Annotated in this window: 12 protein-coding genes; 4 read left to right on the top strand and 8 right to left on the bottom strand. The window is 56.9% G+C overall.

Annotation, left to right across the window (positions count from 1 at the left end; genetic code table 11):
- Positions 1–4: 4 nt before the first annotated feature.
- The 5 genes from atpD to AC13DE_RS12485 form a co-directional block, all read right to left on the bottom strand.
- A complete protein-coding gene (gene atpD, locus AC13DE_RS12505; protein ID WP_446296919.1) occupies positions 5–1,429 on the bottom strand; it encodes a F0F1 ATP synthase subunit beta in 1,425 nt (474 codons plus the stop codon).
- 19 nt (positions 1,430–1,448) lie between these two features.
- Positions 1,449–2,327 (bottom strand): F0F1 ATP synthase subunit gamma, encoded by an 879-nt coding sequence (locus AC13DE_RS12500; protein WP_446313129.1) that lies wholly within the window; start codon positions 2,325–2,327, stop codon positions 1,449–1,451.
- A 14-nt stretch (positions 2,328–2,341) separates the two neighbouring features.
- A complete protein-coding gene (gene atpA, locus AC13DE_RS12495; protein WP_446296921.1) occupies positions 2,342–3,880 on the bottom strand; it encodes a F0F1 ATP synthase subunit alpha in 1,539 nt (512 codons plus the stop codon).
- On the bottom strand, positions 3,881–4,441 hold the full coding sequence (locus tag AC13DE_RS12490) for a F0F1 ATP synthase subunit delta (protein ID WP_446296922.1): 561 nt from the start codon (positions 4,439–4,441) through the stop codon (positions 3,881–3,883).
- Between the two features lie 276 nt (positions 4,442–4,717).
- Complete coding sequence (locus tag AC13DE_RS12485) at positions 4,718–5,464, bottom strand: methyltransferase domain-containing protein (RefSeq protein WP_446313131.1); 747 nt, start codon at positions 5,462–5,464, stop codon at positions 4,718–4,720.
- 152 nt (positions 5,465–5,616) lie between these two features.
- Between AC13DE_RS12485 and gloB the strand changes: the two genes are divergently transcribed.
- The 3 genes from gloB to AC13DE_RS12470 all read left to right on the top strand — a co-directional run bounded on the left by gloB (position 5,617) and on the right by AC13DE_RS12470 (position 9,846).
- On the top strand, positions 5,617–6,384 hold the full coding sequence (gloB, locus tag AC13DE_RS12480) for a hydroxyacylglutathione hydrolase (RefSeq protein ID WP_483048002.1): 768 nt from the start codon (positions 5,617–5,619) through the stop codon (positions 6,382–6,384).
- 175 nt (positions 6,385–6,559) lie between these two features.
- Positions 6,560–8,881 carry an ATP-dependent Clp protease ATP-binding subunit ClpA gene (gene clpA / locus AC13DE_RS12475; protein WP_483048001.1) on the top strand — a complete coding sequence of 774 codons (2,322 nt, stop codon included), beginning with the start codon at positions 6,560–6,562 and terminating at the stop codon, positions 8,879–8,881.
- Positions 8,878–9,846 (top strand): M23 family metallopeptidase, encoded by a 969-nt coding sequence (locus tag AC13DE_RS12470; RefSeq protein WP_483048000.1) that lies wholly within the window; start codon positions 8,878–8,880, stop codon positions 9,844–9,846. The genes clpA and AC13DE_RS12470 overlap by 4 nt, the downstream gene beginning before the upstream one ends.
- 2 nt (positions 9,847–9,848) lie before the next feature.
- On the opposite strand, the gene AC13DE_RS12465 is transcribed toward AC13DE_RS12470, so the two are convergent.
- From AC13DE_RS12465 to AC13DE_RS12455, 3 genes are all read right to left on the bottom strand, one after another.
- Positions 9,849–11,684: a peptidoglycan -binding protein gene (locus tag AC13DE_RS12465; RefSeq protein WP_483047999.1), complete on the bottom strand. Its 1,836-nt coding sequence runs from the start codon at positions 11,682–11,684 to the stop codon at positions 9,849–9,851.
- Between the two features lie 2 nt (positions 11,685–11,686).
- Positions 11,687–12,889: a biopolymer transporter ExbB gene (locus AC13DE_RS12460; RefSeq protein WP_483047998.1), complete on the bottom strand. Its 1,203-nt coding sequence runs from the start codon at positions 12,887–12,889 to the stop codon at positions 11,687–11,689.
- A 75-nt stretch (positions 12,890–12,964) separates the two neighbouring features.
- Positions 12,965–13,495 (bottom strand): gamma-glutamylcyclotransferase, encoded by a 531-nt coding sequence (locus tag AC13DE_RS12455; protein ID WP_446296929.1) that lies wholly within the window; start codon positions 13,493–13,495, stop codon positions 12,965–12,967.
- A gap of 70 nt (positions 13,496–13,565) precedes the next feature.
- On the opposite strand from AC13DE_RS12455, the gene AC13DE_RS12450 reads away from it, so the two are divergent.
- Positions 13,566–14,591 (top strand): DUF2125 domain-containing protein, encoded by a 1,026-nt coding sequence (locus tag AC13DE_RS12450; RefSeq protein WP_483047997.1) that lies wholly within the window; start codon positions 13,566–13,568, stop codon positions 14,589–14,591.

The following is a 14,591-nucleotide window of genomic DNA, read 5'->3' as shown; positions in this document are numbered from 1 at the left end:
CTCCTTAAGCGGCGTCAGCCGCCATTTTTTCAGCTTTCGCTTTCACTTCTTCGATGCCGCCGACCATATAGAAGGCACCTTCGGGAAGGTGATCATATTCACCAGCAACAACCGCTTTGAACGATTGAATCGTTTCTTCCAGAGGAACCTGCTTACCGTCGGAGCCGGTAAAGACCTTGGCAACGTCGAAAGGCTGGCTCAGGAAGCGTTCGATCTTACGCGCACGGGCAACGGTCAGTTTGTCGTCTTCCGACAGTTCGTCCATGCCAAGGATCGCAATGATATCCTGAAGCGACTTATAGCGCTGCAGCACGCCCTGAACGTCACGCGCAACGTTGTAGTGCTCTTCGCCAACGATGGACGGGTCCATCAGACGCGAAGTGGAGCCGAGCGGATCAACAGCAGGGTAGATACCCTTTTCCGAGATCGAACGGTCCAGAACGGTTGTCGCGTCAAGGTGCGCAAACGATGTCGCAGGTGCAGGGTCGGTAAGGTCATCCGCAGGAACGTAAACGGCCTGAACCGATGTAATCGAACCGGATTTGGTCGATGTAATACGTTCTTGCATCGCACCCATGTCGGTCGCCAGAGTTGGCTGGTAGCCCACGGCCGAAGGAATACGACCCAGCAGAGCCGAAACTTCGGAACCGGCTTGGGTAAAGCGGAAAATGTTGTCGACGAAGAACAGAACGTCGGTACCGGACTGGTCGCGGAACTGTTCGGCCAGTGTCAAACCGGTCAGAGCAACACGCATACGCGCTCCGGGAGGTTCGTTCATCTGGCCATACACCAGCGCAACCTGCGATTTCTCAAGGTCATCAGGGTTAATAACGTTGGATTCGATCATTTCGTGGTACAGGTCGTTCCCTTCACGGGTACGTTCACCAACGCCCGCGAAAACCGAATAACCCGAGTGCACTTTGGCGATGTTGTTGATCAATTCCATGATCAGAACGGTTTTACCAACACCGGCACCACCGAACAGGCCAATTTTACCACCCTTGGCGTAAGGGGCCAGCAGGTCGATCACCTTGATGCCGGTTTCCAGCACTTCGGATGAAGTTGACTGCTCAGCGAACTCAGGCGCGTCAGCGTGGATCGAGCGACGATCTGTCGACTGGATTTCGCCTTTTTCGTCAATGGCTTCGCCAACGACGTTCATGATGCGACCCAAAGTGGCGTTGCCGACTGGGATCGAAATAGGGGCCCCGGTGTCCTCTACGCGTTGACCGCGCACAAGACCTTCGGTCGCGTCCATCGCGATGGTACGAACTGTGTTTTCGCCAAGGTGCTGAGCCACTTCGAGGATCAGCTTCTTGCCGTGATTTTCAGTCACAATAGCGTTCAGGATCTCCGGCAGGTGATCATCGAACTGCACATCGACGACGGCGCCGATGACTTGTGTAATTTTGCCGACTGCATTTGCCATGTCGTTTCTCCGATTTGTTCTACAGCGCTTCCGCGCCGGAAATGATTTCGATCAGCTCGTTGGTGATGACGGCTTGGCGCGAACGGTTATATTCGATGGTCAGATCTTCGATCATTTCACCGGCGTTCCGTGTCGCGTTGTCCATTGCCGACATCCGCGCGCCCTGTTCCGAGGCCGCGTTTTCCAGCAGAGCCGAGAAGATCGCCGTTGCGACGCCGCGCGGCAGCAGATCGGCCAGAATGGCTTCTTCGCTGGGCTCGTAATCGAACAGTGTCGTCGCCTCGTTCGCGCCTTCTTCTGCATCGAAGGAAGCGGGGATGATCTGCTGTGCCGTGGGGATCTGACTGACGACGTTCACGAACTTCGAATAGAAGATCGTGGCGATGTCGTATTCACCCGCGTCGAACCGGCCAAGAATGTCCTTGGCAATGCCCTGCGCATCGACATAGCCGAGACGTTTGACATCACTCAGGTCAACGTGACCGACGAGATTCTTGGCAAAGTCACGACGGATGCTGTCGCGGCCCTTCTTGCCAACGGTCAGGATCTTGACCTCCTTGCCCTCGCTGATCAAGCGACGGGCATGGGCTTTGGCAAGCTTTGCGATGTTGGCGTTGAAGCCACCGCACAAGCCGCGTTCAGCGGTCATGACAACCAACAGGTGCACCTTGTCCGACCCAGTACCGCTAAGCAGCTTGGGTGCAGAATCAGAGCCACCTACCGATGCAGCCAGCCGCGACATCACAGCGTTGAAACGCTCTGTGTAGGGGCGGGACTGTTCGGCAGCTTCCTGCGCGCGGCGAAGTTTCGCCGCGGCAACCATCTGCATGGCCTTGGTGATCTTGCGGGTCGATTTGACCGACGCGATCCGGTTTTTTAGGTCCTTGAGGTTTGGCATCTGCCCTCCCTCCCTTAAGCGAAGTCAGCGGCGAAAGAATCGATGGCAGCTTTGATCTTGTCTTCCAGCTCACCCTTCACCTTGCGGTCGTTGTTGGTGATGTCGGCCATCAGGTCGGCATTCTTGCTGCGCAGATGTGCCAGCAGGCCCGCTTCGAAACGACCAACATCCTTGACCGCGATCTTGTCGAGGTACCCGTTTGTGCCAGCATAGATCACGCAGACGATTTCTGCATTGGTCAGGGGCGAATACTGCGGTTGCTTCATCAGCTCTGTCAGGCGCGCACCACGGTTCAGCAACTGCTGCGTGGAGGCATCAAGATCAGAACCGAACTGGGCAAAGGCCGCCATTTCGCGGTATTGCGCCAGCGACAGCTTGACCGGACCGGCAACCGAGGACATCGCCTTGGTCTGTGCGGATGAACCAACACGCGAAACCGACAAACCGGTGTTCACCGCAGGGCGGATACCCTGGTAGAACAGTTCGGTTTCAAGGAAGATCTGACCGTCGGTGATCGAAATCACGTTGGTTGGAATAAACGCCGAAACGTCGCCACCTTGAGTTTCGATGATCGGCAGAGCTGTGAGAGAGCCATTACCAGCGGCATCACCCAGCTTCGCCGAACGCTCTAGCAGACGGGAGTGGAGATAGAAAACGTCACCAGGGTACGCTTCACGTCCGGGTGGGCGACGCAGCAACAGCGACATCTGGCGATAGGACACGGCCTGCTTGGAAAGGTCATCATAGATGATCAATGCGTGACGGCCGTTATCGCGGAAGAATTCCGCCATGGCTGTCGCCGAATAAGGCGCGAGGTACTGCATCGGAGCAGGTTCGGATGCCGTGGCGGCCACAACGATCGAATAGGCAATCGCGCCTGTTTCCTCGAGCTTTTTCACCAACTGAGCAACGGTCGAACGCTTTTGGCCGATCGCAACGTACACGCAGTACATTTTCTTGCTCTCGTCGTCGCCGGCGGCGTCGTTGATCTGCTGCTGGTTCAGGATCGCATCCAGAGCAACGGCAGTCTTGCCGGTCTGACGGTCACCAATGATCAATTCGCGCTGGCCACGGCCAACGGGGATCATCGCGTCGACGGACTTCAGGCCGGTCGCCATCGGCTCGTGAACCGATTTCCGCGGGATGATGCCTGGTGCCTTGACGTCGGCAAGACCACGTTCAGTGGATTCGATAGGGCCTTTGCCGTCGATCGGGTTGCCCAGACCGTCAACTACGCGACCCAGCAGGCCGTTGCCGATTGGCACGTCCACGATCGAGTTGGTGCGCTTGACTGTGTCACCTTCCTTGATGTCGCGGTCGGAACCGAAAATAACAACACCGACGTTGTCGGTTTCCAGGTTCAGGGCCATGCCCATGATGCCACCGGGGAATTCGACCATCTCACCGGCCTGGACATTGTCCAACCCGTAAACGCGAGCGATACCGTCACCGACGGACAGAACGCGGCCAACTTCGGCGACTTCTGCTTCTTGACCAAAGTTCTTGATCTGGTCTTTTAGAATCGCAGAAATCTCTGCTGCTTGGATACCCATTTATCCGACCTCTTTCATTACATTCTGGAGGGAATTGAGCTTCGCGCGGATCGACGTATCGATCATCTTGGAGCCCACTTTTACGATAAGACCGCCGATAAGAGTATCATCAACGGTCGCATTCAACGTTACTTTCTTGCCTGTGGTCGCGGCCAGCGATTTGGACAATTTGTCAGACTGCGCCTTTGTCAGCGCCTTGGCCGAGATCACATCTGCTGTGACTTCGCCCTTTTCCACCGCGATGATTTCGCGCAGATTCTGGATTAGTTGCGGCAACACGAATAGACGGCGCTTGTTTGCCATCAATTCCAATGTGCTTGCCATGGTCTGGGACAGGCCCATCTTGCGTGAAATCGCGCTGATCGATGCGGCTTGCTGTTCGCGCGTGTAAATCGGCGAATTGATCAGGTCGCGGAAGTCTTCGCTGTCAGCCAATGCGCCTTGCAACGCATCAATATCTTTTTCGATTTGTGGCAGGGTTTTGGCCTCTTGGGCCAACTCATACACGGCAGTCGCATATCGCTTTGCGATGCCTGTAGACATTGATGCTGTTTCGGACACGTCCATCCTCTCGTACGTCAGTGCCGGATATGCGAATACATCGCGTCACCGGGGTGTTGGCGCGGCTTGAATTTACCCAAGACGTCTAAATCAGGGCGGATGTAGCAGACAGACCCGCGTCCCGCAACACAGTATAGCGAGGTTGGCGCACGAAACCGCGCCTTATTCTTATCGCTTTGGGATGATGCGACGCTTTGACCAGTTTTTACCGGTGTAATTATTACGATCGTTCTTATTTCACCGACTGAAAACGATTCTTGTCGGATCGGATCGAAGTCACACCGGCCTCGGGACCCCGGCACCCGCCCCTTCAAGTACGCTTCCGGCTCGGCGTGCCGGTGTACGCGTCACTTTGCCCTTGGGGGGATAGACGAGCTTTGTCACCTCTACCATGAACACGCCTCCGGCCATCATCGTCGGCATATGGCGCCCGACTTTTTCGAACAACTGCCCCGAGCGGCGAAACACCCGTCGGGTAGAGGGCAATTGATACAACGCACCCAGTTGCCGCTCTGGCAAAAACTGATGCTTGCGAAGCTGCGTTTCCAGTTGACTAAGCGAATACGGCCGCCCAAATCCAAACGGCGTAATGTCGCTGCGCGCCCAGAATCCGGCACGGTTGGGCACAATAAAAAGCGCTCTGCCGCCCGGCCCCAGAACCCGCCAGCATTCCTCGAGCAAATCGCCCTGCCGATCCGATGTCTCAAGGCCGTGCATCAGTACAAGCCGGTCAACATGCCCTGTTTCGATTGGCCATAGCGTTTCTTCGGTAAGCACAGACGTGTTGGGCATGCCGGCGGGCCATGGCATCACCCCTTGCGGCCCGGGCATCAAACTCATCACCCGTCGTGCATCCCCGAGATAGGGCCGCAGCAGCGGCACCGCAAAGCCGAAGCCCACCACCGTCTGGCCCTTGGTCTCGGGCCACAGTTCCAGCATCCTACTGCGTAACGACAATTGCGCGGCTCGACCCAGAGCGCTACGATAATAGAAGTTGCGCAGATCTTGAACGTCGAGATGCATGTGGCTGGGGCCTCTTATCGGGTTCTGATGGCTATGTTAGCCTAAACACAAGACGCGCAAAAGAGATCTCGGGGCGAAACCCGTTTGCAGCACCGCCGTCTCCGCGCTAGCGTTGCTGTCCACACACTTCTACATCTGACAGGAGCCATACCATGCCTTTTGATCTTGTGACCATCCCGTGCCTGTCTGACAACTATGCTTTCTTGTTGCGAGATCAGGACAGCGGTTCGGTGGCGCTGATTGATGCGCCCGAGGTCGGATCAATAGCTGCGAGACTGCACGCGCTCGGCTGGACGCTGAACGAAATCTGGCTGACCCATCACCACCCTGACCATATTCAGGGTGTGCCTGAGCTATTGGCCAAATACCCCGCCCGGGTCATCGGGGCGACAGCCGATCAACACCGGCTGCCAGAACTAGACCTAGCGCTTTCGGATGGCGACACGTTCCAGTTCGGCGGGCATGAGGTCCAGGTCATTGACGTCTCCGGACACACTCTCGGTCATGTTGCGTTTTATGTCAGCGCAGCCGAATGCGTCTTTACCGCTGACAGCCTGATGGCGCTTGGATGTGGACGCCTGTTCGAAGGAACGCCTGCCCAAATGTGGGAAAGCATGCAAAAGCTGATGCGACTGCCGCCAGCTACCACTGTCTGCTCGGGCCATGAATATACGCAATCAAATGCAAAATTCGCCCTAACGGTTGATCCCGAAAATGCGGCACTTATATCTCGTGCAAGAGAGATTGATCAGGCGCGCGCCGATGACGTGCCGACTGTCCCCTCGACGCTTTCACTGGAACTTGAAACCAATCCGTTCTTGCGCCCATTCGACCCGAACATCCGCGCGCTTCTCGGAATGGTCAACGCCACCGACACTGACGTGTTTGCCGAAATCCGCGCGCGAAAAGATCGGTTCTGATCGCCGCAATCATGGCCAAAAATCGACGATCACGATAAATGTGACATCGATATTGCAGAAAAACCTTGAAGCTTTGCCATGATCAACCAAACTCTAATACTATGAGGCCATGTTCGGCTGAGGTGCTCGCGTTAATGGGCTACTTGGTCGACACAGTTCGAAAAGGAGCACACCTGTGCCTTCATTCTCGTCTACACTAGAACAAGCAATTCACGCAGCGCTTGCGCTTGCGAACGCGCGCAAACATGAATTTGCGACGCTCGAACACCTTTTGCTGGCCCTGATTGACGAACCCGACGCCGTTCAGGTCATGAAAGCCTGCTCCGTCGATATGACAGAGCTGCGCGAAACTCTCGTCGAATTCGTCGACGAAGATTTGAGCAACCTGATTACTGACGTGGACGGCTCCGAAGCGGTACCAACCGCTGCGTTCCAGCGCGTGATCCAGCGGGCCGCAATCCATGTGCAATCCTCTGGCCGGACCGAAGTGACCGGCGCGAACGTATTGGTCGCGATCTTTGCAGAACGCGAGAGCAATGCTGCCTATTTCCTGCAAGAACAGGACATGACCCGTTATGATGCGGTCAATTTCATCGCGCACGGCGTTGCAAAAGATCCTGCATTTGGTGAACCGCGGTCAGTCTCGGGCGCGCCCGAGCACGAGGAAGAAACCCCCGGTGTCACCGAGGGCGACAAAAAAGAATCCGCTTTGGCGAAATATTGCGTGGATCTGAACGCCAAATCACGCGAAGGCGATATCGACCCGCTGATCGGGCGCGAAGCCGAAGTGGAACGCTGCATTCAGGTCCTGTGCCGCCGCCGCAAGAATAACCCCTTGCTGGTGGGCGACCCCGGTGTGGGCAAGACAGCCATCGCGGAAGGGCTGGCACGTAAGATTGTAGCCGGTGAAACCCCGGAAGTGTTGGCTGAAACCACAATATATTCGCTCGATATGGGCGCGTTGCTGGCCGGCACCCGGTATCGCGGTGACTTTGAAGAACGGCTCAAGGCCGTCGTCACCGAGCTGGAACAACACGAGAATGCTGTGCTGTTCATTGATGAAATCCATACTGTGATCGGTGCCGGCGCAACCTCTGGCGGCGCGATGGATGCGTCGAACTTGCTAAAACCCGCCCTGGCGGGGGGCAAGTTGCGGACCATGGGCTCCACCACCTACAAAGAATTCCGCCAGCATTTTGAAAAAGACCGTGCCCTGGCGCGGCGCTTTCAGAAAATTGACGTGAACGAGCCCTCGGTGGAGGATGCGGTGAAAATCCTTAGGGGAATTAAGCCGTATTTCGAGGATCATCATTCGGTCAAATACACGGCGGACGCCATTCGTACCTCTGTCGAGCTGGCGCATCGGTACATCAATGATCGCAAATTGCCCGACTCCGCCATCGACGTGATTGACGAAGCAGGTGCAGCCCAGCACTTGGTTACCGCGTCCAAACGACGCAAGACCATTGGCACAAAGGAAGTTGAAGCCGTCGTTGCAAAAATCGCGCGGATTCCGCCCAAGAATGTGTCGAAGGACGATGTGATCGTCTTGAAAGACCTCGAAGCGTCGCTGAAACGGGTCGTTTTTGGTCAGGATGCCGCGATCAGTGCGCTTTCTTCCGCGATCAAACTGGCTCGTGCGGGTCTGCGTGAACCTGAGAAGCCCATCGGGAACTATCTGTTCGCGGGCCCGACCGGTGTGGGCAAGACCGAGGTGGCGAAACAGCTTGCCGATACGCTTGGCGTCGAGCTTCTGCGCTTTGACATGTCTGAATACATGGAGAAGCACGCGGTTTCACGCTTGATCGGTGCGCCTCCCGGCTATGTCGGTTTCGATCAGGGCGGCATGTTGACTGACGGTGTGGATCAGCACCCCCATTGCGTCCTGCTCTTGGACGAAATGGAAAAGGCCCACCCTGACGTGTACAACATTCTGTTGCAGGTCATGGATCACGGCAAGCTGACGGACCACAACGGCCGGACAGTTGATTTCCGCAATGTCGTGTTGATCATGACCTCGAACGCGGGCGCATCCGAGCAGGCAAAAGAGGCCATTGGCTTTGGCCGTGACCGTCGTACCGGCGAAGACACCGCGGCGATTGAACGGACGTTCACACCGGAATTCCGCAACCGTCTTGATGCGGTCATCAGCTTTGCGCCGCTTCCGAAAGAAGTGATCATGCGGGTGGTCGAAAAGTTCGTGCTTCAGCTTGAGGCGCAACTGATGGATAGGAATGTGACGATTGAACTTTCGACCAAGGCCGCCGAATGGTTGGGTGAAAAAGGGTATGATGCCAAAATGGGGGCACGTCCGCTTGGGCGCGTTATCCAGGAGCACATCAAGAAACCTTTGGCCGAAGAATTACTGTTCGGCAAACTCGCCAAGGGTGGCGTTGTCAAAGTCGGTGTCAAGAAAGGTGAACTGGATCTCACGATCCTGAGCGCCGAAAACCCCAAGCTGACGGGCAACAAGCCGCCCTTATTGACCGCCGAATGAAACCGATAGGCGCGGCTCTGGCCGTCGCCCTTCCCTTTGCCAACCCCGTGTTGGCAGAGGGGTTCACCGTTTCGCCCCCCATCGATTGTGACCTGACGTCTGACTGTTATATCCAGCAATACGTCGACAGTGACCCTTCCCCCAACGCATCAGACTTTACCTGCTCGTCCCTGAGTTATGATGGCCACAAAGGCACTGACTTTGCCTTGCCGAACCGCGCCAGAATAAACGACAATGTGGGCGTCTTGGCCAGTGCCGCCGGCAAGGTCAAAAGCCTGCGCGACGGAATGGTTGATGCGCCGTATTCCGATGCCAGAGCCACGGAAATCGCCGGTCGCGAATGCGGCAATGGCGTCGTGGTTGACCATGGTGACGGGTGGGAAACTCAATACTGTCACATGAAGCAAGGATCCATCAACGTGACCCGCGGGCAGGACGTGCAGCGGGGACAGATGCTTGGCTTTGTGGGGCAATCAGGCAAGGCTGCGTTTCCACATGTGCACCTTTCGGTACGTAGGGCGGGCAAGGTGGTCGACCCCTTTGATCCGGATGGGAACACCCGGTGTGACAGCCCGGGTGACAGCAACTTGTGGACACAACGGCCCGCATATCAGCCCGGTGGATTGATCGAGATTGGGATCTCGTCAGCAGTGCCGGCCTATGATGACATAAAGGCTGGTTTGACGCCGAAATCCTCCTTGCCCGCTGCGTCCCCCGCGCTGGTTGTCTGGGGATTCCTCTATGGCACCCAGGCAGGTGACATAATCAACCTGTCAATTACCGGCCCGGAGGGTATGATCATCGCCGATGACGTGACCCTTACCAAGACCCAGGCACAGGCATTCAGGGCGATCGGGAAGAAGACCAGGACCGGCTGGTCGACAGGCGCTTACAGCGCCACGGTGACGATGATCAGGGGCCCGCAGGTCATCAGCCAACGCAGCACCGACATTGTGATTGAATAACCTTATTTTTCAGTCAACTTAAGCTCGATCCGGCGGTTCTGCGCACGCGCCGCTTCGGAATCGCCCAAAGCAACCGGTTGATATTGCCCAAATCCGTTGGCGGCGAGCCGTTCAGGAGGGATACCTAGAAAGTCGATCATATACTTGACCACAGACAGCGCCCGCGCTTGGCTCAACTCCCAATTGTCTGCAAACTGGCCAAGCCCCGACAATGGTTGGTTGTCGGTGTGACCATCCACCCGGATCACCCAGTCAATTTCGGGCGGAATATCCGCCGCGATGTTGCGCAATATCGTAGCAACCTTGGCAATCTCACCGCGTCCATCCGGTGACAGGATCGCGGAACCAGGCGGAAACAACACCTCCGAAGAAAATACGAACCTGTCGCCTTCGATCCGGACACCGGCCTGTTTTCCCAAAAGCTCTCGCAGGCGTCCGAAAAATTCCGACCGGTATTGCTCAAGATCTTTGGCTTTGGCCTCCAGTCGCTTTCGTTCTGCGGCTTCCAATTCGGCGCGACGGCGCTCTTCTGTCGCAACTCTCGCAAGCGCCGTATTCAAATCGGAACCCAGTGATTGCAACTGGACTTCCTTCGCCGCGTCACGGGCAACGGCATCATCCAACAAGGCGCGCAAGTCACCCAACTGCCCCCTCAATGCGGCCACCTGCTGGTTCAACAATTCGGTCTGTCGCTGCGCAGCGGCGCTGGTGTCTTCCTCCGCGGCCAATGATTTGCGCGCAGCAGCTAACAGCGCCTGCTGTTTCTCGGTCTCGGTGGTTTGGTCCGCCGCAATGGTCTCAGCCGCAAGCTTGGCAGCAAGAGCCTCTGCAAGCTTCGCCCTTAACTTTTCGCTGTCCGCCGCTAATTCTTCGCGCTCGGCCGCGAATTCGTCGCGTTCAGCCAAAGCTTGTCCTTCGCGATCGGCCAAAGCTTGTTCTTTGGCACTTACCTCGGTCTGCAATTGGTCGACGTCAAGCAACGCGGCCGCAAGCTTGGCATTTAAATCGCCTTCAGCGGTACGTGCGGCGGCAAGCAAGGTTAATGTATCCTCGGCATCTTTGCGCTGAGCTTCCAGGGCAAGCGTCATCGCAGTCAGTTCCGCATCCGCGTTCTTGAGCTTGTCGCGCAGCCGTTCAGCCGCCGCAGCCTCGGTCAACCTTGCTGCCTCGGCCTCTGACAATGCGACCTCCGACGCCTCTTTGACGGCGGCAAGCTGCTTTTGCGTATCCGCGTTTTTGGCGTTCAACTCCTCGATCATCGCCGCCAGCGCATCCCGTCGCGCCGCCGCTAGTCGGGCCGTTTCCGCCTGCGCGTCTGTCTCACGCCGGGCTTGTGACAATGCAAGGTTCAGGGCGACCTTTTCATCGACCAGCTCGGTGTTTTTCTGTTCCAGCAAGGCGGCCTTGTTCGTCACCTCATCGCGTTGCGAAAGCAGCGTGGCAACCTGCGCTTCGAAACTGGTGATCTGAGATTGCGCATCGTCAAGAGCGGCTGCCTGCGCGTCGCGCGTTGCCGTCAGCGACGCAATCAGCGCTGCCTGCTGCGACGCTTGGTCGCGCGCAGCATCTAACGTCGAATTAAGCGTACCTAACCGTGCTTCAAGCCCCGCATTGTTTTGACGTTCAATTCCCAATGCCTGCGCAAGGGCCGCCACCTCGCCCGACAAGGAATTCAGCTCGCTCTCCTGGCCGTTTATCCGTTGGGTCTGGACAGCTTGCAAAACCATGAAAATGGTAAGCACGAACATCAACACCAGCAACAGGCCTGTCATGGCATCGACGAAGCCTGGCCAGATCGACCCTTGGAACCTTGACCCTGTGCGTCGTGATAGCGCCATTATCAGGTATCCTCGGGGCCAAATCTATCCGGGGTTCGCATGCGGCGGGGTTCTGGGGAACGTGGGGGGGATAGCACCTTGGCTAGCAGCGAAATGTCTTTGCGCAGTTCGGCCATGGTTTCCTGGCGGCCTGCTGAAATTTCTTCGAGAATGCGCAGCAGTTGAACGTCAATCGACCGCAATCGCATCCGGCTTTCGGCATCAACCGGATCTTCACCACCTTGATCTTCCAGCGCGGCTATCATGCGTTCCTGCCCGTTTGCGATCCGTTCCAGGCTTTTTATCGTCAAGCTGTCGCGTTCGTTTGGTGCGTTCATCCCCTCAACAGAGCTGACAAGGGCCCCTAGCCGGGTGTTGAGCGTCGATTGGCTTTCTGTTGTTTGACCCATCAATCGGGTCAGAACGTCCATCTGTTCGGCCATGTGATCAAGTACACCGGCGACCGCATTTTGGTCCGCGCTGCCTTCTTCGCCCGACGAAAAGCCAACTCTCGTGATTGAGCTTAGCCAATCTTCAAGCTCTTGATAAAACCGGTTCTGGCCGTGCCCGGCAAACAGCTCGAGCAGGCCAACAACAAGCGATCCGGCCAGCCCAAGAAGCGAAGACCCAAACGCCACGCCCATTCCGCCCAACTGTGATTCCAGACCCGTCATAAGGCGTGTAAACATATCTGTACTGCCATCGCCTTGTTGGGGGGCGAGGCTGCGGATGGTTTCGACGACAGCCGGCACTGTCGTCGCCAAACCATAGAATGTCCCCAAAAGCCCCAGAAAAATCAACATATTAACGATGTACCGCGTGATTTCACGGGCTTCATCAATCCGGGTGGAAACTGAATCCAGGATCGACCGCGTCGACGATGCATTCACCTGCATGCGTGCGCCTCGTGTTCGCAACAAAGACGCCAGCGGTGCCAGAAGCTGTGGAGCGACCGTTTCCGGATCAGGGGCCGCAGAGGCAAAGTTTTCGATCCAGCGTACCGATCCTATCAGTTGAACGACCTGATAAAAGCAGGCGATTACGCCAATCACGAACACGAAGATGATCACGCCATTCAGATAGGGGTTCGCTTCGAAAATCGGCAATACACTTGGCAAAGCCAAGAATGCGCCGATACCGGACAACCCAAGAGCGATCAACATTAATGTGATCTGCCGCACGGGCTGTGAGAATTGCGGTTTGGACTCGCGGTCTGATTGCGCCATGCCTGGTGGCTCCTGACACTTTTTGTGCTTCTGTTGCCGCAGCTTACACCCAAGACACCGGATTATGCCATGGCTTTATGCGCAAAGCGTCTTAACGCGATTTTGCAGCCACTCCAGCGCCGGGTCGTGCAAGCCGATCTGGGTGAGGTGAGACGCGGTATTGAACAGGTATTCCTTGTTCGGGCCCATGCCACCTACCGCTCGGGCAATGATCTGGGCCTGCTCTTCCAATGGCAAGCCCCCGCAATATTGGTCGTGGTCGGCATCAATCACATAAACCAATGCGCGGACGGTCCGGTTATCCTGCAACGTCACCTCCAGGGTTTTCTCGACGTAGGCGGATGAAATCAGTTCACGTTCGCGCAGATAAGCCAGGGTCGCATCCTCGGCACCCGGTGCCACCCGCAACGCGATTCCATCGCAGGCGGTTCCCGCAAGCGCGTCCAGTGCGAGCACAAGCCCCGGCTTCTCGATCGACCCGCGGTGATGGATCGACCGCATGCAGAAAGATCGCGAGTATCCCGGCAGGCGGCCGATGACGCGTTCCGCCACTTCGAAACCCGGATTCCACAACAAACTGCCGTAGCCAAATACCCACATTGCCATCGCTGTCGTCCTTCACTATCCGCATGACCAAAGCGGCTTTTACGCAGGTGTTAAAAAGGTTTTCGGTGCAATGGGCAAGCTAGTGTTAATCGTGGTCGCCTTGGCAGTGGTTTGGAGCGGATGGTGGCTTATCGCATCAAGCGGGCTGGATCGACGCCTTACCAAGACGATGGCATCGTACAAGGCATCCGGGTGGCAGATCGGCGTTGAAGCGCGCGAAAGGCTGGGCTTTCCCACGATGCTGCACACCCGTCTGACAGGTGTGTCCATCGCTCCTGCGCCTGCGCAGGGGTCTCAGACGGGGTTGGCCGCCTCTGTTGCGGCGCCACGTATAGATATTTCGGCCCTGCCCTATTGGCCAAGCTATGCAACCGTGTCGTCACCGGTGATGCATTTCGATCTTGCGGCACCCGGCTTCCAAGCTGCCGTCAAGGTGAACGATGTCCAGGCTGATCTCCGCCTGCGCATTGGCTGGAACTCAGAGCTCGAAAGCCTTTCACTTACCAGCAACGAATGGGAGTTCACGAGCCCGGTCACCGGCAAGGTCGGCGGACAAGGCATTGAGGTAACGGCGGTTCAACAAGACCGGCAGCTTCCGATATATGATGTCAAGGCGACACTCGACGAGGTCACCCCAGACGCTGGCATTCCGGGCCTTCTGGGTCTGTCCCAAGATTGGTCGCAACCCTTGGACATCGCAACGGCAGACCTGACTCTCACATTTGACCGCCCGTGGGGGAATGATGCACCTGGAACCGTCCGCCCCCAGCCCCGTGTCATCGACCTGCATCGGGCCGAACTAGCGTGGCGGAGCGTCGCCGCACGGGCCAGCGGGACCATAGCCATCGCTGAAGACGGGGTCTTGACAGGCACTTTGTCACTTGAAGTGGACGATTGGCCGACCTTGTTGGACATGGCCAGCAACGCCGGATATCTGCCGGCCGATTTTCGCCCGCAGGCCGAACAGATGTTGAAAGGTCTTGCGCAGATGAGCGGCAAAACCACAGGGCTGGATCTTACGATCAGCATCACCGACGGTCAGATGGCGATGGGTTTCATCCCTCTGGGTCAAGCACCACGGATCATTCTGCGTTAG

This window comes from Sulfitobacter sp. L-8 (assembly GCF_056859255.1).
This window is presented reverse-complemented; position numbering and strand designations above follow the sequence as displayed.

What these genes read in the sequence shown, in the direction of transcription:
- atpD (WP_446296919.1), bottom strand. Translation starts at nt 1,429, where the DNA reads ATGGCAAATGCAGTCGGCAAAATTACACAAGTCATCGGCGCCGTCGTC.
- AC13DE_RS12500 (WP_446313129.1), bottom strand. Translation starts at nt 2,327, where the DNA reads ATGCCAAACCTCAAGGACCTAAAAAACCGGATCGCGTCGGTCAAATCG.
- atpA (WP_446296921.1), bottom strand. Translation starts at nt 3,880, where the DNA reads ATGGGTATCCAAGCAGCAGAGATTTCTGCGATTCTAAAAGACCAGATC.
- AC13DE_RS12485 (WP_446313131.1), bottom strand. Translation starts at nt 5,464, where the DNA reads ATGCATCTCGACGTTCAAGATCTGCGCAACTTCTATTATCGTAGCGCT.
- gloB (WP_483048002.1), top strand. Translation starts at nt 5,617, where the DNA reads ATGCCTTTTGATCTTGTGACCATCCCGTGCCTGTCTGACAACTATGCT.
- AC13DE_RS12470 (WP_483048000.1), top strand. Translation starts at nt 8,878, where the DNA reads ATGAAACCGATAGGCGCGGCTCTGGCCGTCGCCCTTCCCTTTGCCAAC.
- AC13DE_RS12465 (WP_483047999.1), bottom strand. Translation starts at nt 11,684, where the DNA reads ATGGCGCTATCACGACGCACAGGGTCAAGGTTCCAAGGGTCGATCTGG.
- AC13DE_RS12460 (WP_483047998.1), bottom strand. Translation starts at nt 12,889, where the DNA reads ATGGCGCAATCAGACCGCGAGTCCAAACCGCAATTCTCACAGCCCGTG.
- AC13DE_RS12455 (WP_446296929.1), bottom strand. Translation starts at nt 13,495, where the DNA reads ATGGCAATGTGGGTATTTGGCTACGGCAGTTTGTTGTGGAATCCGGGT.
- AC13DE_RS12450 (WP_483047997.1), top strand. Translation starts at nt 13,566, where the DNA reads ATGGGCAAGCTAGTGTTAATCGTGGTCGCCTTGGCAGTGGTTTGGAGC.